At 49.1% G+C, this 19,417-nt stretch carries 16 protein-coding genes; 1 reads left to right on the top strand and 15 read right to left on the bottom strand.

Going from position 1 to position 19,417, the window contains the following annotated elements:
* Positions 1 to 284: 284 nt before the first annotated feature.
* From rnz to mce, 5 genes are all read right to left on the bottom strand, one after another.
* On the bottom strand, positions 285 to 1,229 hold the full coding sequence (gene rnz, locus DIJ65_RS10975; protein WP_117302315.1) for a ribonuclease Z: 945 nt from the start codon (positions 1,227 to 1,229) through the stop codon (positions 285 to 287).
* 7 nt (positions 1,230 to 1,236) lie between these two features.
* Positions 1,237 to 2,478 (bottom strand): DNA polymerase IV, encoded by a 1,242-nt coding sequence (locus tag DIJ65_RS10980; protein ID WP_117302320.1) that lies wholly within the window; start codon positions 2,476 to 2,478, stop codon positions 1,237 to 1,239.
* 87 nt (positions 2,479 to 2,565) lie between these two features.
* The gene (locus tag DIJ65_RS10985) at positions 2,566 to 3,684 is read right to left on the bottom strand and encodes a M20/M25/M40 family metallo-hydrolase (protein ID WP_117302313.1); all 1,119 of its coding nucleotides are present in this window, start codon (positions 3,682 to 3,684) and stop codon (positions 2,566 to 2,568) included.
* A gap of 248 nt (positions 3,685 to 3,932) precedes the next feature.
* Positions 3,933 to 5,474 carry an acyl-CoA carboxylase subunit beta gene (locus DIJ65_RS10990; protein WP_117302311.1) on the bottom strand — a complete coding sequence of 514 codons (1,542 nt, stop codon included), beginning with the start codon at positions 5,472 to 5,474 and terminating at the stop codon, positions 3,933 to 3,935.
* Positions 5,475 to 5,489: 15 nt separating this feature from the next.
* On the bottom strand, positions 5,490 to 5,888 hold the full coding sequence (gene mce, locus DIJ65_RS10995) for a methylmalonyl-CoA epimerase (protein WP_117302309.1): 399 nt from the start codon (positions 5,886 to 5,888) through the stop codon (positions 5,490 to 5,492).
* A 166-nt stretch (positions 5,889 to 6,054) separates the two neighbouring features.
* Between mce and prli42 the strand changes: the two genes are divergently transcribed.
* Positions 6,055 to 6,150 (top strand): stressosome-associated protein Prli42, encoded by a 96-nt coding sequence (gene prli42, locus DIJ65_RS16350; RefSeq protein WP_154718724.1) that lies wholly within the window; start codon positions 6,055 to 6,057, stop codon positions 6,148 to 6,150.
* Positions 6,151 to 6,179: 29 nt separating this feature from the next.
* Here prli42 and DIJ65_RS11000 read toward each other — a convergent pair whose 3' ends face one another.
* The 10 genes from DIJ65_RS11000 to buk form a co-directional block, all read right to left on the bottom strand.
* Complete coding sequence (locus DIJ65_RS11000; protein ID WP_117302307.1) at positions 6,180 to 7,169, bottom strand: aromatic acid exporter family protein; 990 nt, start codon at positions 7,167 to 7,169, stop codon at positions 6,180 to 6,182.
* A 64-nt stretch (positions 7,170 to 7,233) separates the two neighbouring features.
* Positions 7,234 to 7,674, bottom strand: coding sequence for a BrxA/BrxB family bacilliredoxin (locus tag DIJ65_RS11005; protein ID WP_071152336.1), 441 nt, complete (start codon positions 7,672 to 7,674; stop codon positions 7,234 to 7,236).
* Positions 7,675 to 7,739: 65 nt separating this feature from the next.
* On the bottom strand, positions 7,740 to 8,807 hold the full coding sequence (gene meaB / locus DIJ65_RS11010; protein WP_117302305.1) for a methylmalonyl Co-A mutase-associated GTPase MeaB: 1,068 nt from the start codon (positions 8,805 to 8,807) through the stop codon (positions 7,740 to 7,742).
* Positions 8,807 to 10,954 (bottom strand): methylmalonyl-CoA mutase, encoded by a 2,148-nt coding sequence (gene scpA, locus DIJ65_RS11015; RefSeq protein ID WP_117302303.1) that lies wholly within the window; start codon positions 10,952 to 10,954, stop codon positions 8,807 to 8,809. Before scpA ends, meaB begins: the two co-directional genes overlap by 1 nt.
* Positions 10,947 to 12,650 carry a methylmalonyl-CoA mutase family protein gene (locus tag DIJ65_RS11020; protein WP_117302301.1) on the bottom strand — a complete coding sequence of 568 codons (1,704 nt, stop codon included), beginning with the start codon at positions 12,648 to 12,650 and terminating at the stop codon, positions 10,947 to 10,949. The genes scpA and DIJ65_RS11020 overlap by 8 nt, the downstream gene beginning before the upstream one ends.
* A gap of 99 nt (positions 12,651 to 12,749) precedes the next feature.
* Entirely contained in the window at positions 12,750 to 14,081 is a 1,332-nt protein-coding gene (locus tag DIJ65_RS11025) for a dihydrolipoamide acetyltransferase family protein (RefSeq protein WP_071152335.1), read from the bottom strand.
* Positions 14,082 to 14,364: 283 nt separating this feature from the next.
* A complete protein-coding gene (locus DIJ65_RS11030) occupies positions 14,365 to 15,348 on the bottom strand; it encodes an alpha-ketoacid dehydrogenase subunit beta (protein WP_071152334.1) in 984 nt (327 codons plus the stop codon).
* Positions 15,348 to 16,352, bottom strand: coding sequence for a thiamine pyrophosphate-dependent dehydrogenase E1 component subunit alpha (locus DIJ65_RS11035; RefSeq protein WP_117302299.1), 1,005 nt, complete (start codon positions 16,350 to 16,352; stop codon positions 15,348 to 15,350). The genes DIJ65_RS11030 and DIJ65_RS11035 overlap by 1 nt, the downstream gene beginning before the upstream one ends.
* Before the next feature lie 15 nt (positions 16,353 to 16,367).
* Complete coding sequence (gene lpdA, locus DIJ65_RS11040) at positions 16,368 to 17,795, bottom strand: dihydrolipoyl dehydrogenase (RefSeq protein ID WP_117302297.1); 1,428 nt, start codon at positions 17,793 to 17,795, stop codon at positions 16,368 to 16,370.
* 523 nt (positions 17,796 to 18,318) lie between these two features.
* Complete coding sequence (gene buk, locus DIJ65_RS11045) at positions 18,319 to 19,404, bottom strand: butyrate kinase (protein WP_117302293.1); 1,086 nt, start codon at positions 19,402 to 19,404, stop codon at positions 18,319 to 18,321.
* Positions 19,405 to 19,417 lie beyond the last annotated feature (13 nt).

The raw sequence follows: 19,417 nt of genomic DNA on the forward strand, positions 1-19,417 counted from the left end.
CACCTATCTGCTTCATTTACTGCATGCGACCTTCGGCAGAAAGGACTTCGCCTTGTTTGGCAGGCTCACCCAATCGCACATAGCCTTCTATGAAGTTCGTGTTCCTCAGACCGGAGGTTTGCCGCCCACTTCCTTCAGATTTCACGTCGCCGTGAACACCCTTGCGCTTGGCTAACTGTTACTTCTGCCTTCACAGCTCGGGACTTGCACCCTATAGATTACGCCCATGCCGGGCACACCAAAAAAAGAACCTTTGGGGTCAAAGGCTCTTTGTTCATTGCAGATTATTTTCTTTTCATCTTCGCTTCATGCACTTTCCATTCGAATTCGTCAAAATCATGCGCGATGTAACTTTCTTTATGGACGGTCTGCATGTCCTTCACCAGCCTCTTTTCATCCTCCGGTAAAAAACGAGAGCTCAAATGATTGACGATCAAGGTTTTGGCTTTCGCCTGTTTTGCTGTTTCTGCTGCTTCCCGGATTGTCGAATGGCCATATTCACCGGCCAATTTTTGTGTCTCGGCATCGAACGTTCCTTCGTGGACCATGAGATCGGCGTCCCTGGCAAGTTCGATTGCCGCAGGGCAGAATCGGGTATCTCCGAGAATCGTGGCAACAAAGCCCTTATTTCCCGCTTCAGTCACATCTTCACTCTTTACTACATCTCCGTTTTCAAGAAAGACATCTTCACCGTTCTTCAACTTTGCCAGCAAAGGCCCTTTGGGAACACCCAACTCCCGCGCACGTTCGATCAGCAACTTGGGTGGAAGTGGACGCTGTTCAATACGGTAACCGTAGGATGGGATTACGTGATCCAGTTTTGCCGCACGCACCGACATCCCTTCATCTTCAAAAATCAAACCCTCCATTTGTTCAATAAAACGCACCTCAAAACCCAGATGCGTCCGGCTGATGCGCAGAACACTTTCAACATACTCACGGATACCCGGCGGACCGTAGATCTCCACCGCGTCCTCTCCTCCCTGGAAAGAACGGGAAGCCAGAAATCCAGGCAAGCCGAAAATATGGTCTCCGTGAAGATGAGTGATAAAAATCTTGTCGATTTTTTTCGGTTTCAGCGTGGTGTGCAAAATTTGATGCTGCGTTGCCTCTCCGCAGTCAAACAGCCAGACCGTTCCCCGTTCTTCGAGCAGTTTTAATGCCAATGAAGACGTATTGCGCTGTTTGGACGGCATGCCGGCTCCGGTGCCTAAAAATAATAATTGCATGAGTCTCCTACTTTCTGCCGTGATCGTGGTCATCCAGGAAATCTTTACTGAAACTCGTTTTCGAATCGAAATTCGCTTTCTTCAGTTTGGCCCCTTTTGACAGCACACTTTTGCCGAATTTTTTCTCGAGCTTCGACATCAAATCAAGAATTGGCTCGTCTTTTGCATGTTCCTGAAAATTAAAGAGCGATAACTGCTCAGTCATTTCCCCTTTATCGACGACGTTGGAAACGGTCACCCCGACCAGGCGAAGAGGCTCTCCGTTCCAATGCTTCATGAATAGATGCCAGGCATTGCGGTTGATATCTTCCGCTTTCCAAACGGTGTTTTTCAACGTGATACTCCGCGTCCGGTTCTGCCAGTCGGCACTGCGTGTTTGGATGCTGACTGTCGGGCCTGCCAGTTCTTTCGCTTCCAACCGTTTGGCAACTTTATCACTGAGCTGACGGAAAATCTTGCGCAGGTTTTCTTCATCGGTTTCATCAATCGGCAGCGTTGTGGATGTACCGACGCTTTTTGTATCATAGATGGAATCCGGGTCGACTTCACGGCTGTCGATGCCGTTGGCGCGGTCCTGCAGCCGGATGCCATTCTTGCCCATTCTTTCTTTGATGAGCCCGGGATTTGCGGTGGCCAGATCTCCTATGGTCAGGATTTTCAACTTCTTCAACTTTTCCGCAGTGCTGTCGCCGATGCCATGCATGTCGATTACCGCCAGCGGCCATAACAGCTGCTGAATGTCCCTTTTCCGAAGGATTGTAATGCCCATCGGCTTTTTCATGTCACTGGCGGTTTTTGCCAGAAATTTATTTGGGGCGATGCCGATTGAACATGGCAGATCCAGTTCAGCTTTTATTCGCTGCTGCAGTTCTTCAGCCAAACCCGGAGCGGTCCGTTCATCGAGCAAATCGGTGACGTCCAGATAGGCTTCATCGATTGAAACCGGTTCGACCTGCTGGGTATAGGATCGTAAAATGTCGAACATCGCTTTGGAAGCGGCCCGATAGCGCTCAAAATTCGGGGGCAACAGGAGGAGTGCCGGATATTTACGCTTCGCTTCATGCACTTGCATGGTTGTGTATATACCGTGGGCGCGCGCTTCATAGGAACACGTTACGATGATGCCGCGGCGTTCCTTCGGATTTCCCGCAATCGCGAGTGCTTTTCCTTTCAGTGAAGGGTCATGCGATTGCTCCACCGAGGCATAGAAACTATTCATATCGATATGGAATATTACCCGTCCTGCCATTGCAATCGCTCCAATTTGATTTTCCTTTATTTTATCAAAAAAAGAGAGAACATACATCCTGTTCTCTCTTTTCCTGTCTCTGTTCACTTATACAATTGTGGTCTCTTTAATGATTTCAATCAGTAATTCAGCCAATTTTTCTAGTTCAACAATCGGCATGCGTTCGTTCTTCGTGTGGATTTCTTCGTAGCCGACACAAAGATTGACGGTCGGGATGCCGAAGCCGTTGAAAATGTTGGCATCGCTTCCTCCACCGCTTGTCAGAACGGGTGACGGGCGTCCGATTTTCTGTGCGGCCCGTTTGGCGATTTCGACAACCGGTTCGTTTTCTGCAAAGTGGAAGCCGGGATACATCAGTTTCACTTCCGTTTTGGCAGAACAGCCAAAGCTGGCAGCGGTGTCTTCAAAAACGCTTTCCATATGGGCTGTCTGAACAGCGAGTTTATCTTCACTGATGGAACGCGCTTCAGACAGGATATTCACTTCTTCACAAACGATATTCGTTGCTTTGCCGCCTTCGAAACGCCCGATGTTGGCTGTAGTTTCCGAATCGATACGTCCCAGTTTCATCGAAGAAATGGCTTTTGCAGCGATATTGATGGCTGAAACCCCTTTTTCAGGCGCGACTCCGGCGTGGGCTGTTTTGCCGTAAATCGTTGTCCATAACTTGGCCTGGTTTGGAGCGGAAGTGACAATGCCCCCCACTTTGCCATCACTGTCGACAGCATAGCCGAACTTGGCAAACAACAGCGACGAATCGAATTCTTTGGCTCCTGCCAGACCGCTTTCTTCACCCGCGGTAATGACCAATTGGATGTCTCCGTGTTCGATTTGCTGTTCCTGGATGGAACGGATCATTTCGAACAAAGCTGCGATGCCTGCTTTATCGTCAGCACCGAGAATCGTGGTGCCGTCCGAATAGACATACCCGTCCCGAATTTGCGGTTTTATCCCGTTGCCGGGAACAACTGTATCCATATGAGCGGTGAAGTAAATCGCCGGTACATTGGAAGCTCCTCCACGCAGCGTGGCAACCAGGTTATTGGCGCCGTGGCCATTGCGCATCGATGAGTCATCTTCTGCAACATGAAACCCCATTTTTTCGAGTTTCACTTTCAAAACTTCTGCAATATGGCCTTCATTTTTCGTTTCGGAATCGATTTGAACCAATTCCAGAAATTCATTCAACAATCTTTCTTTTTTCATTTGGCAGCACCTCTTTTCAAAAAATAGAAACAATTAAAGTTCTTTCAGCGTAAAAGATTTTGGAATGGGGGACATCTCTGTCCAGACTCCAGCGGCCCAGCTCTTCGGGTCATAAGCCACTTTGGTGTCTAGTCTCCAGTGCCTAGCTCTTCGGGACATAAGTCAACCCAGCTGTGTGGCAAAGAGCGCCACTTCGCTGGTCTGCCTTATGCCTGTCAGAGCTGAACAGGCACTTCCGCTTTTCTTTACTATAACGGCATATTGCCGTGTTTTTTCGCCGGACGTGAATCTTTTTTATGGCGCATCATTTCAAGTGCCTGGATCAATTTTATGCGGGTTTCGCGTGGATCGATGACATCATCCACCATACCGCGCGCCGCAGCCACATAGGGATTGGCGAATTTAACACGGTATTCCTCGATTTTCGCGGCACGGGTTGCTTCCGGATCATCACTTGCAGCAATTTCACGGGCAAAGATGATATTTGCCGCCCCCTGCGGACCCATTACGGCGATTTCGGCATTTGGCCACGAATACACCAGATCTGCTCCAATCGACTTCGAATTAAGTGCAACATAAGCGCCGCCGTAAGCTTTCCGCAAAATAACGGTCATTTTTGGAACTGTCGCTTCTGAATAAGCATAAAGTATCTTAGCTCCGTGGCGGATGATGCCGCCATGTTCCTGCTTGATGCCCGGGAAGAATCCGGTGACATCTTCAAATGTGATCAACGGAATGTTGAACGAATCACAGAAACGGATAAAACGTGCCGCTTTGTCGGAAGAATCGATATCAAGTCCGCCTGCCATGACTTTCGGCTGGTTGCAGACAAGGCCGACTGTTTCGCCTTTGATGCGGGCAAGTCCTACGACTATATTTCGGGCAAATTCCGGCTGCACTTCCATGAAACTGTCCTGATCGACCACCTGCTCCACAACTTTCCGCACGTCGTAAGGACGGATTGCTTCATATGGCACGACGTCCGCCAGATCCGGCCGGTAATCGTCCGCATCATCGGTCTCGAGGCGCGGCGGCATTTCCTGATTGTTCTGTGGCAAAAATGCAATCAGCCGGCGGACCATTTGCAGGACTTTTTCCTCGGAGTCCGAGCGGAAATGGGCATTGCCGCTGATGGCAGTATGTACACGGGATCCCCCGAGGTCTTCGGAAGAGATCTTTTCCCCGGTAACCGTTTCAATGACTTTTGGTCCCGTAATGAACATTTGGCTCGTTTTATCGACCATGAATACAAAATCCGTAATGGCGGGTGAATAAACCGCACCACCGGCTGACGGCCCCAGAATCACTGAAATCTGCGGGATTACGCCTGAATAGATGGAGTTGCGATAAAAAATCTGGCCATAACCGTCAAGCGAAAGGACACCTTCCTGGATGCGGGCACCACCGGAATCATTCAAGCCGATGAACGGTGCGCCGTTTTTTGCGGCAAGGTCCATCACATTGGCGATTTTCATTGCGTGCATTTCACCCAGCGCTCCACCGAAAACTGTGAAATCCTGGGAGAACAAATAGATTGGCCGTCCATTCACTTTGCCGTAGCCGGTGACAACCCCTTCACCCGGTCCCTCGGCCAAATCGAAATCGACCGTGCGGTGTTCGATGAACGGGTTCAATTCGACAAATGAATCTTCGTCGACAAGAAGATCGATCCGTTCCCGTGCAGTTAACTTGCCTTTTTCATGCTGTTTATCAATTCTTTCTTCTCCGCCGCCAAGCTCAATTTTTCTTTTGCGGTCATATAATTCATTTATTCTTTCATAAATATCCATAAAGCCACCCCTTATTTACTGTTTCTGACACAATTCGTACAGCACACCGTTCGACGATTTCGGATGCAGGAAAGCAACCAAAGCACCACCGGCTCCATTTTTCGGCTGTTCATTCAATAGACGGACTCCGTCCCTTTTCAATTCTTCCATGCGCTCTTCGATATTTGCCACACCAAACGCGATATGATGAATGCCTTCCCCTTTTTTCTCCAAAAATTTATGGATGGCGCTGCTGCTGTCCATCGGTTCAAGCAACTCGAGCTTGATGTTGCCAGCATCAAGAAAAGCCACGCGCACCTTTTCGGATGCAACTTCCTCAATTTTCAATAAAGGACAGCCGAGAGTATCCGTGTAATAAGGAAGTACTTCATCCAGATTTCTGACGGCGATACCGATATGATCGACTTTGTTCATCTTCTATCCCACCTTTTTTCTGCTTCTTTCTTATTGTACCGATTCACAGGGGAAAACTCTAGTTGTGGAGGGATATTTGGCGCAAAGGACTTGCCTCTTCAAAACTCCGGGAATTTATGTTATTCTACCTGTAAGTTCAAATGCACAAAAAGGAGATTAACGTTTAATGAGAAATCAGACTTTCCGTAAAGTCATCGTTTATGCGATGGTTGCTCTTATGCTTCTGTCGAGTTTAATGATGGGATTAAGCTTCGTCATTTAAACACCATATGAATATGAAAAGACGGCCGATTACACATCGGCCGTCTTTTTGTTTGTGAAACCTCTATAGGATTTTTTAATCTCCAGATAGGAATCCAGCTCTTCAATGATTTGGTACAGGGCTGCCATCGACTGGAATTCTTCATGTGTGGTTGGAAGGGGCAATTGGGAAAACTCGGTTTTAACGTCATCCAATTTACCCAAATACCGGGAAGCTGTGCTCCCCGCATGGACATGGTCCGCAAGATCGTTGAGGAAATCTCCGATCAATTGTGCGTGTTTCACCAAAACCGGCAATGTGGAAATTTTGGGCAGAATGCGTTCGATGATTTCAAATTGATCTTCGCGCATATCAAAATAGCGGTAATATTTATTCTCCAGACGGGTTACATGGTTCTCCACATCCTGATAGGCAAGCGCTTTGGCCTTGCTGAGCAGTTCGGCGGTTTCCACCAGCTCCCGGCCATCCCAGTCATTGTCGCCTTCCTTCAGAAAGCGAGCCATTTCATGCAGCATTTTGGCATAGAGAACTTCAATACGGTAGCGATAATCTTCCAGTTTCTTTTCAATGCTTGGCATGTACATATTGACCACCAAAGCCGTTCCAAAACCGATGACCATCAACAGAATTTCATTCAGGACCAGGCTGCCGGTAAGATTTCCGACGCTGTATATGTGGAAAATGATGACAGAGCTTGAAACAAACCCGTCAGCAAAACGCAGGCTTACGAGAACCGGGATGAACAGCAGGATCATGAAACCGACTACTACCGGATGGTACGCAATCCCTTCCAAAAAAACAAAAGCATAGGCGATTGCAATAAGGCTGGCGATAAACCGGGAAAGCGCTGCCCGAATTGAGCGTTTCTTTGTCGGCTGGATGCACAGGATCGTCAGTATCCCGGCCGATACATAAAAATCGAGCTGCAGTAATTGCGCAAGTGAAATGGCAATGATTACGCCGACCGCCGTTTTCAATGTGCGGTAACCAATCGACAGGCGTTTGAGGTTCAATTTCAGCTTCTATCCCTCCCATTTGTTCTGACATAAAAAAACGCCCCTTTTTGAGGGGCATTTCACTTTTTTAGATTTCGCTGCAATGCTCTTCAAACAATGCCTGGACATGTGTGATGACCGACATCGGATCATGGCCTTCAATTTCATGGCGTCCGATTTCGCCAACCATTTTTCCGTCTTTGACAATTGCAAACGATGGAGAAGAGGGTAAGTGGTCATCGCCGAAAATATCACGTGCCTGCGCAGTCGCTTCTTTGTCCTGTCCGGCAAACACCGTGTACAGGTTATCCGGGCGTTTGTCGTAATGGATTGCGTGAAGTGCAGCCGGTCTTGCAATTCCTCCCGCACATCCGCACACTGAATTGATCATGACAAGGCTGGTTCCCGGTTTCGCCAGGGCTTCCGTAACTTCATCAGGAGTCGTCAATTCTTTATAGCCGCCGTCGGTCAATTCTTTGCGGGCTTGTGTTGCTATATCATTCATCAGGAAATTAAAATCCATGCTCATAGGTACCACTCCTTCTATTATCTGTAATAATCATAGCAGGTGTTAGATCAGACTGCAAAAAAAGCCTACTCGAATAATTCGCGGATGGCCTGTGCCACTGTCAGCTGATCATCCAATATCTGCTGTTCAAGCTTTTTGACCAGTTCACGCTTATTGGAATCCTCAAAAAACCTGCCGTATAATTCGTCGGTGATCATTGAACGGAACCAGTCTTTCGTTTGCGCCTGACGCCTTTTTTTGAATACCCCGTTTTCTTTTGCGGCAGCTTCAAATTCCTTTGCCATCTCCCATACTTCCTGAATCCCGGTGTTTTCAATGGAAGAAACGGCAAGTGCCCGGGTTTTCCAACTTTCGGTTGCCGGCTGCAAAAAGTGAAGCATCCCTTTGTATTCACGGACGGTCTTTTCTGCCAATTGGCGGTTTGCAGTGTCGGCCTTGTGTACCAGGATGGCATCTGCCAGTTCAAGAATCCCTTTTTTCATCCCCTGCAGTTCATCTCCCGCTCCCGTCAGAACGAGGAGCAGGAACATATCGACCATTCCCCGCACCAAGGTTTCGCTTTGGCCGACGCCAACGGTTTCAACCAATATAACGTCATAACCGGCCGCTTCACATACCAGCATTGTTTCACGTGTTTTTTTATGGACGCCGCCAAGCGTCCCGGCAGTCGGCGACGGACGGATGAAAGCCCGAGGATTTTTCGCCAGCTGCTCCATCCTTGTTTTATCCCCGAGAATACTGCCCCCTGTCACGGAGGAACTTGGATCAATCGCGAGCACTGCGACCCGTAATCCGTTTGCGGTCAGCATTTCTCCGAAAGTCTCGATAAAGGTGCTTTTGCCGGCTCCCGGCACACCGGTAATGCCGATGCGCAGGCTGTTGCCGGTGTGGCGCAAGAGCTGGTTCAAAAGCTCCTGGCCATTTTGCTTGTCGGAAGGATTCGAACTTTCGAGCAGTGTGATCGCTTTGCCGAGATGAAGCCGCGAGCCCTGTTTAACGCCTTCAGCTATTTCAGCTATATCCACCGTTTTCTTTCCGGGTTTCCTGAATTTTTTCCGTGGCGCCTGCGACATGCCGTCATGGGCAGCGTTGACACCGCCCATGACACGTCTTGAGCCGCTATCCTGTTCCATCAGTCCACCACTTCCTCATAACCGAGGCGGACATAAATTTCTTCAATCACTTTCTGGGCAGCGACAGGTATCACCGTGCCGGGACCGAAAATGGCACTCGCTCCGTTATTGCGCAGGAATTCATAATCCTGTGCCGGTATGACGCCGCCGACCACAATAAGTATGTCTTCCCGTCCGAGACTTTTCAGCTCCGCTGCAAGATCCGGTACGAGTGTGCGGTGCCCGGCTGCAAGCGAACTGACACCGATGACATGGACATCATTTTCCGCTGCCTGCCGGGCTGTTTCTGCCGGCGTCTGGAATAGCGGTCCGATATCAACATCAAAGCCCAGATCCGCAAACGCAGTTGCAATGATTTTCGCTCCGCGGTCATGGCCGTCCTGGCCCATTTTCGCGACAAGAATCCGTGGTCTGCGGCCTTCATTCTCGATAAAGTCTTCCGTCATTTCCTTGACGGTTTCAATTTCCTGCTGATTGGAGAAGTTGGAACTGTATACGCCGCTCACTGACCGGATCACCGCCTTATGTCTGCCGGATGCGAGTTCGATTGCATCAGATATTTCACCGAGGGTCGCTCGTTCACGGGCAGCTTTTACAGCACATTCCAGAATGTTTTCATTTCCTTCTTTCGCTGCAGTTGTGAGTTCGTTGAGGGCCTCTTTCACTCCATCGCTGTCCCGTTTTGCTTTAACCATCTCAATGCGCTCAATCTGTTTCTTGCGCACCATCGTGTTGTCGATATTCAGGATATCGATCGGGTCTTCCTCGTCGAGACGGAAGCGGTTGACACCAATGATCGACTCTTCACCCGAATCAATCTGCGCCTGTTTTTTAGCTGCCGCTTCTTCAATGCGCATTTTCGGCAAGCCGGTTTCAATCGCTTTGGCCATGCCGCCCAATTCTTCGACTTCTTCAATCAATTCCCAGGCTTTATCCGTCAATTGCTTTGTCAGGCTTTCGACGTAATAGGAACCTCCCCACGGGTCAATGACTTTCGTCATCGCCGTTTCTTCTTGCAGGAATAACTGGGTATTTCTGGCAATTCGGGCAGAAAAATCAGTCGGCAACGCGATTGCCTCGTCCAGTGCATTTGTATGAAGGGATTGCGTATGGCCCATTGCAGCAGCATTCGCTTCCAGCAGGGTTCGCGTGACATTATTGAATGGATCCTGTTCCGTCAGGCTCCATCCTGAAGTTTGCGAATGTGTCCGTAGTGCCAGTGATTTCGGATTCTGCGGATCAAAGGACTTCATCATCTTCGCCCAGATTTCGCGGGCGGCCCGCATTTTCGCCACTTCCATGAAATAATTCATGCCGATTCCCCAAAAGAAGGAAAGACGGGGTGCGAATGAATCGATGCCGATTCCCGCCTTGAGACCAGTCCGGACGTATTCCAATCCATCAGCGAGCGTGTATGCCAGTTCGATATCGGCTGTAGCCCCCGCTTCCTGGATGTGGTAGCCGGAAATCGAAATCGAATTGAATTTCGGCATTTTCTGCGATGTATATTCAAAGATATCCGCAATGATCTTCATCGACATTGCCGGTGGGTAAATATACGTGTTTCGGACCATATACTCTTTCAGGATATCGTTTTGAATGGTTCCTGCCAGCTGCTCAGGAGCTACGCCCTGTTCTTCTGCAGCAACAATGAAGAAGGCCATGATCGGCAAGACCGCGCCGTTCATCGTCATGGAAACCGACATTTTATCAAGCGGAATGCCGTCAAACAGGATTTTCATGTCTTCGACACTGTCAATCGCGACCCCCGCTTTTCCGACATCCCCGACCACACGTGGATGGTCCGAGTCATAGCCGCGGTGGGTTGCGAGGTCGAATGCAACGGACAGACCCTTTTGGCCCATTGCCAGGTTGCGGCGATAGAATGCATTGCTTTCTTCGGCAGTCGAGAACCCGGCATATTGCCGCACAGTCCATGGGCGGGAAACATACATGGTCGGATAAGGGCCGCGCAAATATGGAGCTTGGCCCGGAAGCGAATCTTCAAATCCATCGACATCCTGTTCGTCATAGGCCGGTTTGATGGAAATTCCTTCGTTCGTTAAAAAATCATCCTGGTTGATAGGTGAACTTTCATTTATAGTCAGGTTTTGTAAATCCACTTTGGAAAAATCGGGTTTAGTCATTTGGAAGAACCTTCTTTCCTAAGTTCAGAATCTGTTCGAGCTTGGCGACAATGTTCTGTCCGGAGTAAACAGTGTCGGCAATAGCTCCAGCTTTCCTTGTGTTCAGCTGATGCGCGTCAAAGCGGCCGGCGACGTCGAGTACGGCCGAGCTGTCGATGCCCGGAATTATGGCTTCAAGTTTTTCGGCATCTCCGCACAGCACTGCGTAATCGATATGGTGATCCTTCAAGTAGCGGTTAAGTGATGCTGCATCATCCAGTTCCGGACTGATTTCGGGTTCAATCCCACCTACCGCCAGGAGGCCTTCCACAAAATCTGATTTCGCTTTTACATCTTTCAATGGTCCGAGATGCAAAATTGCGACCTTCAATTCCAGCTCACGGCAACGGGCACGCAATTTTTCAAATGGGGTGGCCAATCGTTTGGCCGTGATGTATTCGAGATGACTGCTGTCGATTGACTGGTCTTTGACCGCTTCCTGCGGATTCGCGTAGACGTTGGTGCCAATGAGCGAAATTTTCCGTTCAGCTGCCAGCTTCTTGCGTTCCAGCCATTTCGCCTGTATATCATCGGTCAGCCACCCGGAACCGATGACTTCTGAATAACCGCCGGCTTCTTCGATTTCAAGGAAATAATTCCACGAAGCCTCGACATATTCATTGGTCAGCTGCTCGATGAAATAAGAGCCGGCCGATGCATCCAGAACCCGGGATACATGGCTTTCTTCCTTGATCACCAATTGGACATTGCGGGCAATCCGTCGGCTGGAAGGCTGGGATACCGTCAGAAAATCATGCGGATGGACTGTATGCGCATCGGTGCCGCCAAGAACTGCCGCAAATGTGGCATTGCCTGCGCGCAACAGATTGACGTACGGATCCAGTTTCGAATAAGAGCGAACCGACGTTTCCGTATAAACCGGAATCATTGCAGCCTGTTCCCCGTATGCTTCACTGAATGCTCTCCACAGGACACGGAATGCGCGGAGCTTTGCAATCTCCTGAAAAAACTGCGTATCAACCGCAAAACGGATCCAGGTCTTCTCCGCTGTTTCCTTGTAGTCACCCTCCCGGATGGTTTCCGCGAGTATGCTCAGCGCCACACCCAACTCATGGATGATTGTGCCCCCTGCATGGTGCACCGGTATCGTATCCACTAATATTGTCCGGACCTTGCCGGGCGCAGCAGCCTGCTCTTCCGAGAAAATGACGCCTTTCAGCGTTTTCTTATGCTTGTCATCAATAAAATCAAAGACCCTTAATATACCGGTGTCCTCACTGGTCACTTTAAAGTAGAACGGATGCTTGATGATCAGTTCCGCCAATTGTCGGAGTGAGCTGTCGGTCCATTCAAATTCAAGGGAACTCGTATAGACGACCATATCATTTCCTTTTGAGAGGTCTTCTTTCGTCTTCGCCAAAAAATCTTCCGGTGAATCCGGCAGCACTTCCTGTGCAATCAGCCAGCCGGCCTTTTTCTTGCCGGTGCGGAATGCTTCCTGTTGGAAAGCTGTCAGCCCCCCGAGTTTATCGAACATTTCTTTTGTATATAAAGGTTCCAGTGTAATGCCTTCAATAGTTTGTGTTCTCAATGCGTCTTCAATGGACTTGCCACCGATCGCCTTTTCGGCTGAAATCTGCCAATCTTCATATGTACGCTTCGGAAATTTTGTCTGTTTCATCGATTCAATCGTCAAAATTTTCCCTCCTCATCTACCTCTTCTCCATTTTACCTGAGAACGGCGGTCTATTAAAGCCAAAAAAGCTTGAAGTCCGAAGACTTCAAGCTTTTTTTCTTAATAAACTGATGTATTTTCTTTTGACATGTTTTCAAGGATTTCTTTGACGCGTCCAAGGAATTGGCCGCAAACAAGTCCATCAAGCACACGGTGGTCAAGCGACAGGCAGAGGTTAACCATATCGCGTGCAGCGATCATGCCGTTGTCCATGATCATCGGACGTTTGACAATCGATTCCACCTGGACGATTGCCGCCTGTGGATGATTGATAATGCCCATTGACTGGACAGAACCGAATGAACCGGTGTTGTTGACAGTGAACGTACCGCCCTGCATTTCCGCCGAGCCCAGTTTACCTGAGCGGGCTTTGGATGCAAGTTCGTTGATTTCTTTCCCGATGCCTTTGACCGATTTTTCGTCCGCGGCTTTGATGACCGGAACGAATAGCGCACTGTCGGAAGCAACGGCAATCGAAATATTGATGTCTTTCTTCTGGATGATTTTATCGCCGGCCCACATGGAGTTCATCATCGGGTATTCTTTGAGCGCCTGTGAGAAAGCTTTTACGAAGAAAGCAAAATATGTGATATTGAATCCTTCTTTTTTCTTGAAATCGCCTTTGATCGAATCACGGTATTGAACCAGGTTCGTTACATCCACTTCGATCATCATCCATGCATGCGGAGCTTCGTGCTTGCTCTTCAGCATGTTGGCAGCGATGGCACGACGAACGCCGGTAACCGGGATTTCAACATCGCCCGGAGCACTTTGGATCGGTGCAGCTGGAGCTTTTTCGGCAGTCGGTTTGGATTGTTCCTGTGGAGCTTCTTCTGCCGGTTTGGAAGCTGCAGCCGGTGCATCTCCCGCTTTCGGGATATTGCCGCTTTCAATCAGCGCCATAATATCCTTGCGGGTGATACGCCCTTCATTGCCCGAACCTTCGACCTGAGTCAAATCGATATCATTTTCCTGTGCCAAACGCATGACCGCAGGAGAATAACGCCCTTTTGAACCATTTGCCTTAGCAGGCTGGGAAGATCCTTTTTCGCCTTTCAAGCCTTCCGTCGGTTTTGCGCCGGCAGCTGGCATCTCATTGGCTTTTTCATCAGCAGCCGGTTTCGCTTCTTCCACCGGTTCAGAATCTCCGCCTTCAGTTTCGATTGTGCAGACAATTTCACCGACAGAAAGGGTATCGCCTTCTGATGCAACCAGTTCCTTAATCGTTCCTGTGAATGAAGAAGGCACTTCCGCTGTTACTTTATCAGTGTTCACTTCTGCAAGTGCATCATACTTATTGACGTGGTCGCCAGGAGCAACGAGCCATTTTTCAATCGTTCCTTCAGTGACACTTTCGCCCAGTTGAGGCATCTTAATATTTTCAATAGCCAAAGGGGTTCCTCCTTTTTTGTTTTTCTATTAATATGTCCGGTGTCCAGACTCCAACTGCCCAGCTCTTCGGATCATAAGCCAACCCAGCTGCGCGGCCAAGGCCACTTCGCTGATCTGTCTTATGCCTGTCAGAGCTTAACGGGCGTTGTCGCTTTTCTACTGTCCAGACTCCAACTGCCCAGCTCTTCGGGTCATAAGCCGGCCCAGCTATACGGCAAAGAACGCCGCACCGCTGTTCCGTCTTATGCCTGTCAGAGCTTAACGGGCGTTGTCGCTTTTCTTATTAGTACTCAGCTAGCTCACGCATTGCTTTTTCAACTTTATCCGGGTTGATCATGAAGAACTTCTCCATTGTCGGTGCATATGGCATTGCTGGGATATCAGGTCCTGCAAGACGCATAATTGGCGCATCAAGGTCGAACAGACAGTTTTCGGCAACGATCGCCGCTACTTCACCGATGATGCTGCCTTCTTTGTTGTCTTCCGTTACGAGAAGCACTTTGCCTGTTTTCTTGGCAGCTTCGATAATCCCTTCTTTATCCAATGGATAGATTGTGCGTAGGTCAAGGATATGCGCAGAGTAACCATCTTCTGCAAGACGCTCGGCAGCCTGCAAAGCAAAGTGAACAGCCAATCCGTAAGTGATGACAGTAATGTCTTCGCCTTCACGTTTCACATCAGCTTTGCCGATTTCAATCGTATAATCCTCTTCCGGCACTTCGCCTTTGATCAGGCGGTAAGCACGTTTGTGCTCAAAGAACATAACCGGATCGTCGTCGCGGATTGCCGCTTTCAGAAGGCCTTTCGCATCATATGGTGTTGAAGGAATGACAATCTTCAGTCCCGGCTGGTTGGCGAAAATGGCTTCCACCGATTGAGAATGGTAAAGGGCGCCGTGAACGCCGCCACCGAATGGTGCACGGAAGACAATCGGACATGACCAGTCGTTATTCGAACGGTAGCGGATGCGTGAAGCTTCCGATATGATCTGGTTGACAGCTGGCATGATAAAATCCGCAAATTGCATTTCAGCGATTGGACGGAGGCCGTACATTGCAGCACCGATCCCGACACCGGCAATTGCCGATTCAGCAAGCGGCGTATCGAGTACACGGTCTTCTCCGAACTGATCGTAAAGTCCGGCAGTCGCTTTGAAAACGCCGCCTTTTTTACCGACGTCTTCCCCGAGAACGAATACGTTCTCGTCACGTTCCATCTCTTCTTTCATGGCGAGCGTTATGGCGTCAATATAATTCATTACTGCCATTATTCGTTCCCTCCTTTTTCTGCATAAACATATTTCAATGCATCTTCAGGGGCTGCATAAGGTGCATCTTCAGCATAGTCTGTTGCTTCGTTAACGATCACCATGATGCGGTCGTTGATTTCTTTTTCCAGTTCATCATTCAGGATGCCATTTTCTTTCAGGTAGGCACCGAACAACAGGATTGGATCCTTATCTTTTTGGGCCGCAAGTTCATCTGCAGCACGGTATTGCCTTTGGTCGTCATCTGATGAATGGGCAGTCATGCGCTCCGATACTGTTTCGATCAGGCTTGGACCTTCGCCGCGGCGTGCGCGGTCAGCAGCTTCTTTTACATGCTTATAAACTTCAATCGGATCATTTCCGTCAATCGTCACACCCGGCATTCCGTAGCCGATTGCACGGTCCGAAACATTTTTGCTGGCAATCTGGCGTTCAAACGGAACGGAAATTGCGTATTTGTTATTTTCAACCATGATGATGACCGGCAGTTTGTGGACACCGGCAAAGTTCATGCCTTCGTGGAAATCTCCCTGGTTGGAGGAACCTTCCCCAAGGGTTGTGAATGTGATGAAATCCTGCTTCTTCATTTTTCCTGCCAAAGCAACGCCCACTGCGTGAGGAAGCTGTGTCGTAACAGGTGAAGATCCTGTCAGGATCCGGTTTTTCTTCTGCCCGAAATGGCCAGGCATCTGACGGCCGCCGGAGTTTGGATCTTCCGCTTTTGCAAATGCGGAAAGCATCAAATCTTTTGGGGTCATGCCGAAATGCAGGACTACACCCATATCGCGGTAATAAGGAGCAATATAATCTTTTTCATTGTCCAGGGCGAAAGCAGCGCCAACCTGTGCAGCTTCCTGTCCCTGGCAGGAAATTACAAACGGAATTTTACCCGCACGGTTCAAAAGCCACATGCGTTCATCGACGCGGCGGGCCATTAGCATTGTTTCATACATTTTCAGGACATCGTCATTCGACAAGCCGATTTCTTCGTGTTTTGCTGACATTCAATAATTCCTCCCTTAACTGTGGATTGCTTTGCCGTCTACGGCAAGAGCAGCTTCACCCATGACTTCGGATAATGTCGGGTGAGGGTGAATCGTATCTGCGATTTCCCAAGGTGTCGCATCAAGAACCATCGCAAGCCCTGCTTCGGAAATCATATCCGTCACGTGCGGTCCGATCATATGGACGCCGAGGACATCATTGGTTTTCTTATCAGCGATGATTTTGACGAAGCCGTCACTTTCACCGTATACAAGCGCTTTGCCGATGGCTTTGAAAGAGAATTTGCCGACTTTGACGTCGTACCCTTGTTCTTTTGCCTGCTCTTCGGTAATGCCGACGCTGGCCGCTTCCGGATTCGAGTAAACACATTTGGAAATGTGATCATAGTTGATGGCCTGTGGATTGTTTCCTTTGATGTGCTCAACAGCGGTAATACCTTCGTGAGAAGCTACATGCGCCAGTTGAAGCCCGCCGATGACGTCGCCAATCGCGTAAATGTGGGACTCTTTGGTCTGGAAAGTGTTTTTTACCTGAATAAAGCCTTTATCGACGATGATGTCGGTGTTTTCAAGGCCTATACCTTCTACATTGGCCTGGCGTCCTACTGACACCAGCATTTTTTCAGCCGAGAAGGTTTGGTTTTCACCATTGATCTCTGCCTGGATCGTCACGCCGCTGTCGCCTTTTTCGAGCGTGCCAGCCATAACTTTCGCACTGGTTACAAAATTGACGCCTTTTTTCTTCAATAATTTCTGCATTTCTTTTGAAACGTCTTTGTCTTCCGTTGGAATAATGCGGTCCGCATATTCAAGGACCGTAATTTCAACACCGAAATCATTCAGCATGGAAGCCCATTCGATTCCAATGACACCGCCACCGACGATCAGCATCGATTTCGGCAACTCAGTAATTTTCAGGAGTTCATCAGAGCTCATCACGTAATCTCCATCGATTTCCAGGCCTGGCAGGCTGCGCGGACGGGATCCGGTTGCGATGATGACGTTATGGGGAATCAACATTTCGTTTTCTTCGCCATTGTTCATTTCCACTGAAATCGTTCCAGGGTTTGGAGAGAAAATAGAAGGTCCAAGAATACGGCCGAGGCCTTCGTACACATCAATCTTCCCTTTTTTCATCAAACCTTGTACACCGCTATGCAATTGATCGACGATCCCTTGTTTACGCTGCTGCACGCGTGAAAAATCAAGGCTTACGTCACCAGTTTGCACCCCGAAATCAGCTGCGTGATTTTTAGTGGTCGAGTAAACCTCTGCACTTCGGAGCAGAGCTTTGCTTGGAATGCATCCTCTGTGCAGGCAAGTTCCGCCAAGCTCTGCTTTTTCGACAATCGCAGTTTTTAAACCGAGCTGTGCTGAACGGATTGCGGCTACATATCCGCCGGTTCCGCCGCCAAGGATGACTACATCATAATTTTGTGCCATGTAAATGTCCTCCTTCTATTTATATATAAATTGAACTAATAAACTTTAGTAACCGATATTCCGCAAAACAGCTGCGAAGGCAGTATCCGACGCCTGCGAGGATATTGCCTTTGCGACGAAGTGCGTAGCACTGCAGGAGCACGGTTGTTCAGGCTGCTCCTGCATCGCTTCGCTAGCTTCGTCGCAAAGCGCCGGCCGAACTACCTTCGACCGACACTTGGCTTGTGCTAAGCTAACTCGGGCTCGTTGCACTTCGTCCGAGTGGATCTCAGCACTTCGCTTGGTCCCCCAGGAGTCTTCGCTGTTTTGCTCCATATCTCTTGAGATTTCTCTCAGCACCGGCGCGCCTATGGAGCAGGCGAATGCCGACGGAGCAAAGACGAGTGCTTTTCTCGGCTTATTGCGGGAGCTAAGGTCGCCATACGTAGATGGCGCACCTTTGCGACGAGCAGTGCGCAGGAGCATAATCTTTGCCCTGTCCTAAGCGCCGAAGCGGCATATGAAGGGTAATTCTTTTTTCAATTTATATAGCTGGATAATTTTTAGCTGTCTCTTCTCCATTTAGAACACGGACTGCACCTTCTGCAAGTGCCTGCAATTCATTTTCACCGGGGTGCACCTCCACATCAGCTATCCAGCTGATGCGATCGGAAATGGCTTTGACAAAGCCTTTCCCATATGCAAGTCCGCCGGTTAAAATGATGGCGTCCACTTTGCCCTGGAGCACGGCGCTGGCCGAACCTATTTCTTTGGCGACCTGATAAGCCATGGCATCGTACACCAATTCGGCCTCTTTATCGCCTTTTTGTATACGCTTTTCCACGGTGACAGCATCGTTTGTTCCAAGGTAACTGACCAGTCCCCCCTGGCCGACAAGGCGTTTCATAATTTCGTGGCGGTAATATTGCCCCGAAAAACATAATTCAACAAGATCGCCTGCCGGTACGGTTCCTGCGCGCTCCGGGCTGAAAGGTCCATCGCCGTGGAGTCCGTTATTGACTTCGACCACACGTCCTTCTTTATGGACACCGACAGTGATACCACCACCCATATGGGTGACGATCAGCCGCAGGTCTTCATAGCGCCGCCCTTTTTCCTTAGCATATCTTCTGGCAACTGCCTTCTGATTCAAAGCATGAAATATTGATTTCCGTTCAATCAGGGAGAATCCTGAAATTCTTGCAATCGGATCCAATTCATCGACAACGACCGGATCGACAATAAAAGCAGGGATGTTTAAACCTTCCGCAATTTCGCTCGCCAGTATGCCCCCGAGATTCGAGGCGTGCTGGCCCGACACTCCTTTGCGGAGATCTGCGAGCATCGCATCATTGACTGAATAGGTGCCGCCTTCGATCGGGCGCAACAATCCCCCTCTGCCGCAAACGGCTGAGAGTTTCGAGACATTCATCCCTTCCTCGTCCAGGGCTTCCAGGATTGTTTGTTTCCGGAAAGCATATTGGTCGATAATCGCAGGAAATTCATTGATTGCTTCCGCTGAATGGCGGATCGTTTTTTCCATGATCAGAATATCGTTGTCAAAAACGCCGATTTTGGTTGAGGTTGATCCAGGGTTGATGACCAATATGCGATACAACTGTTCTAGCAAAGCGATCCCTCCA

This window comes from Planococcus salinarum, assembly GCF_007004625.1.
Taxonomy (GTDB): Bacteria; Bacillota; Bacilli; order Bacillales_A; family Planococcaceae; genus Planococcus; species Planococcus salinarum.

Excerpts from the sequence above, each read along its gene's own strand:
- rnz (WP_117302315.1), bottom strand. The coding sequence starts at position 1,229 with ATGCAATTATTATTTTTAGGCACCGGAGCCGGCATGCCGTCCAAACAG.
- DIJ65_RS10980 (WP_117302320.1), bottom strand. The coding sequence starts at position 2,478 with ATGGCAGGACGGGTAATATTCCATATCGATATGAATAGTTTCTATGCC.
- DIJ65_RS10985 (WP_117302313.1), bottom strand. The coding sequence starts at position 3,684 with ATGAAAAAAGAAAGATTGTTGAATGAATTTCTGGAATTGGTTCAAATC.
- DIJ65_RS10990 (WP_117302311.1), bottom strand. The coding sequence starts at position 5,474 with ATGGATATTTATGAAAGAATAAATGAATTATATGACCGCAAAAGAAAA.
- mce (WP_117302309.1), bottom strand. The coding sequence starts at position 5,888 with ATGAACAAAGTCGATCATATCGGTATCGCCGTCAGAAATCTGGATGAA.
- prli42 (WP_154718724.1), top strand. The coding sequence starts at position 6,055 with ATGAGAAATCAGACTTTCCGTAAAGTCATCGTTTATGCGATGGTTGCT.
- DIJ65_RS11005 (WP_071152336.1), bottom strand. The coding sequence starts at position 7,674 with ATGAGCATGGATTTTAATTTCCTGATGAATGATATAGCAACACAAGCC.
- meaB (WP_117302305.1), bottom strand. The coding sequence starts at position 8,807 with ATGGAACAGGATAGCGGCTCAAGACGTGTCATGGGCGGTGTCAACGCT.
- scpA (WP_117302303.1), bottom strand. The coding sequence starts at position 10,954 with ATGACTAAACCCGATTTTTCCAAAGTGGATTTACAAAACCTGACTATA.
- DIJ65_RS11030 (WP_071152334.1), bottom strand. The coding sequence starts at position 15,348 with ATGGCAGTAATGAATTATATTGACGCCATAACGCTCGCCATGAAAGAA.
- DIJ65_RS11035 (WP_117302299.1), bottom strand. The coding sequence starts at position 16,352 with ATGTCAGCAAAACACGAAGAAATCGGCTTGTCGAATGACGATGTCCTG.
- lpdA (WP_117302297.1), bottom strand. The coding sequence starts at position 17,795 with ATGGCACAAAATTATGATGTAGTCATCCTTGGCGGCGGAACCGGCGGA.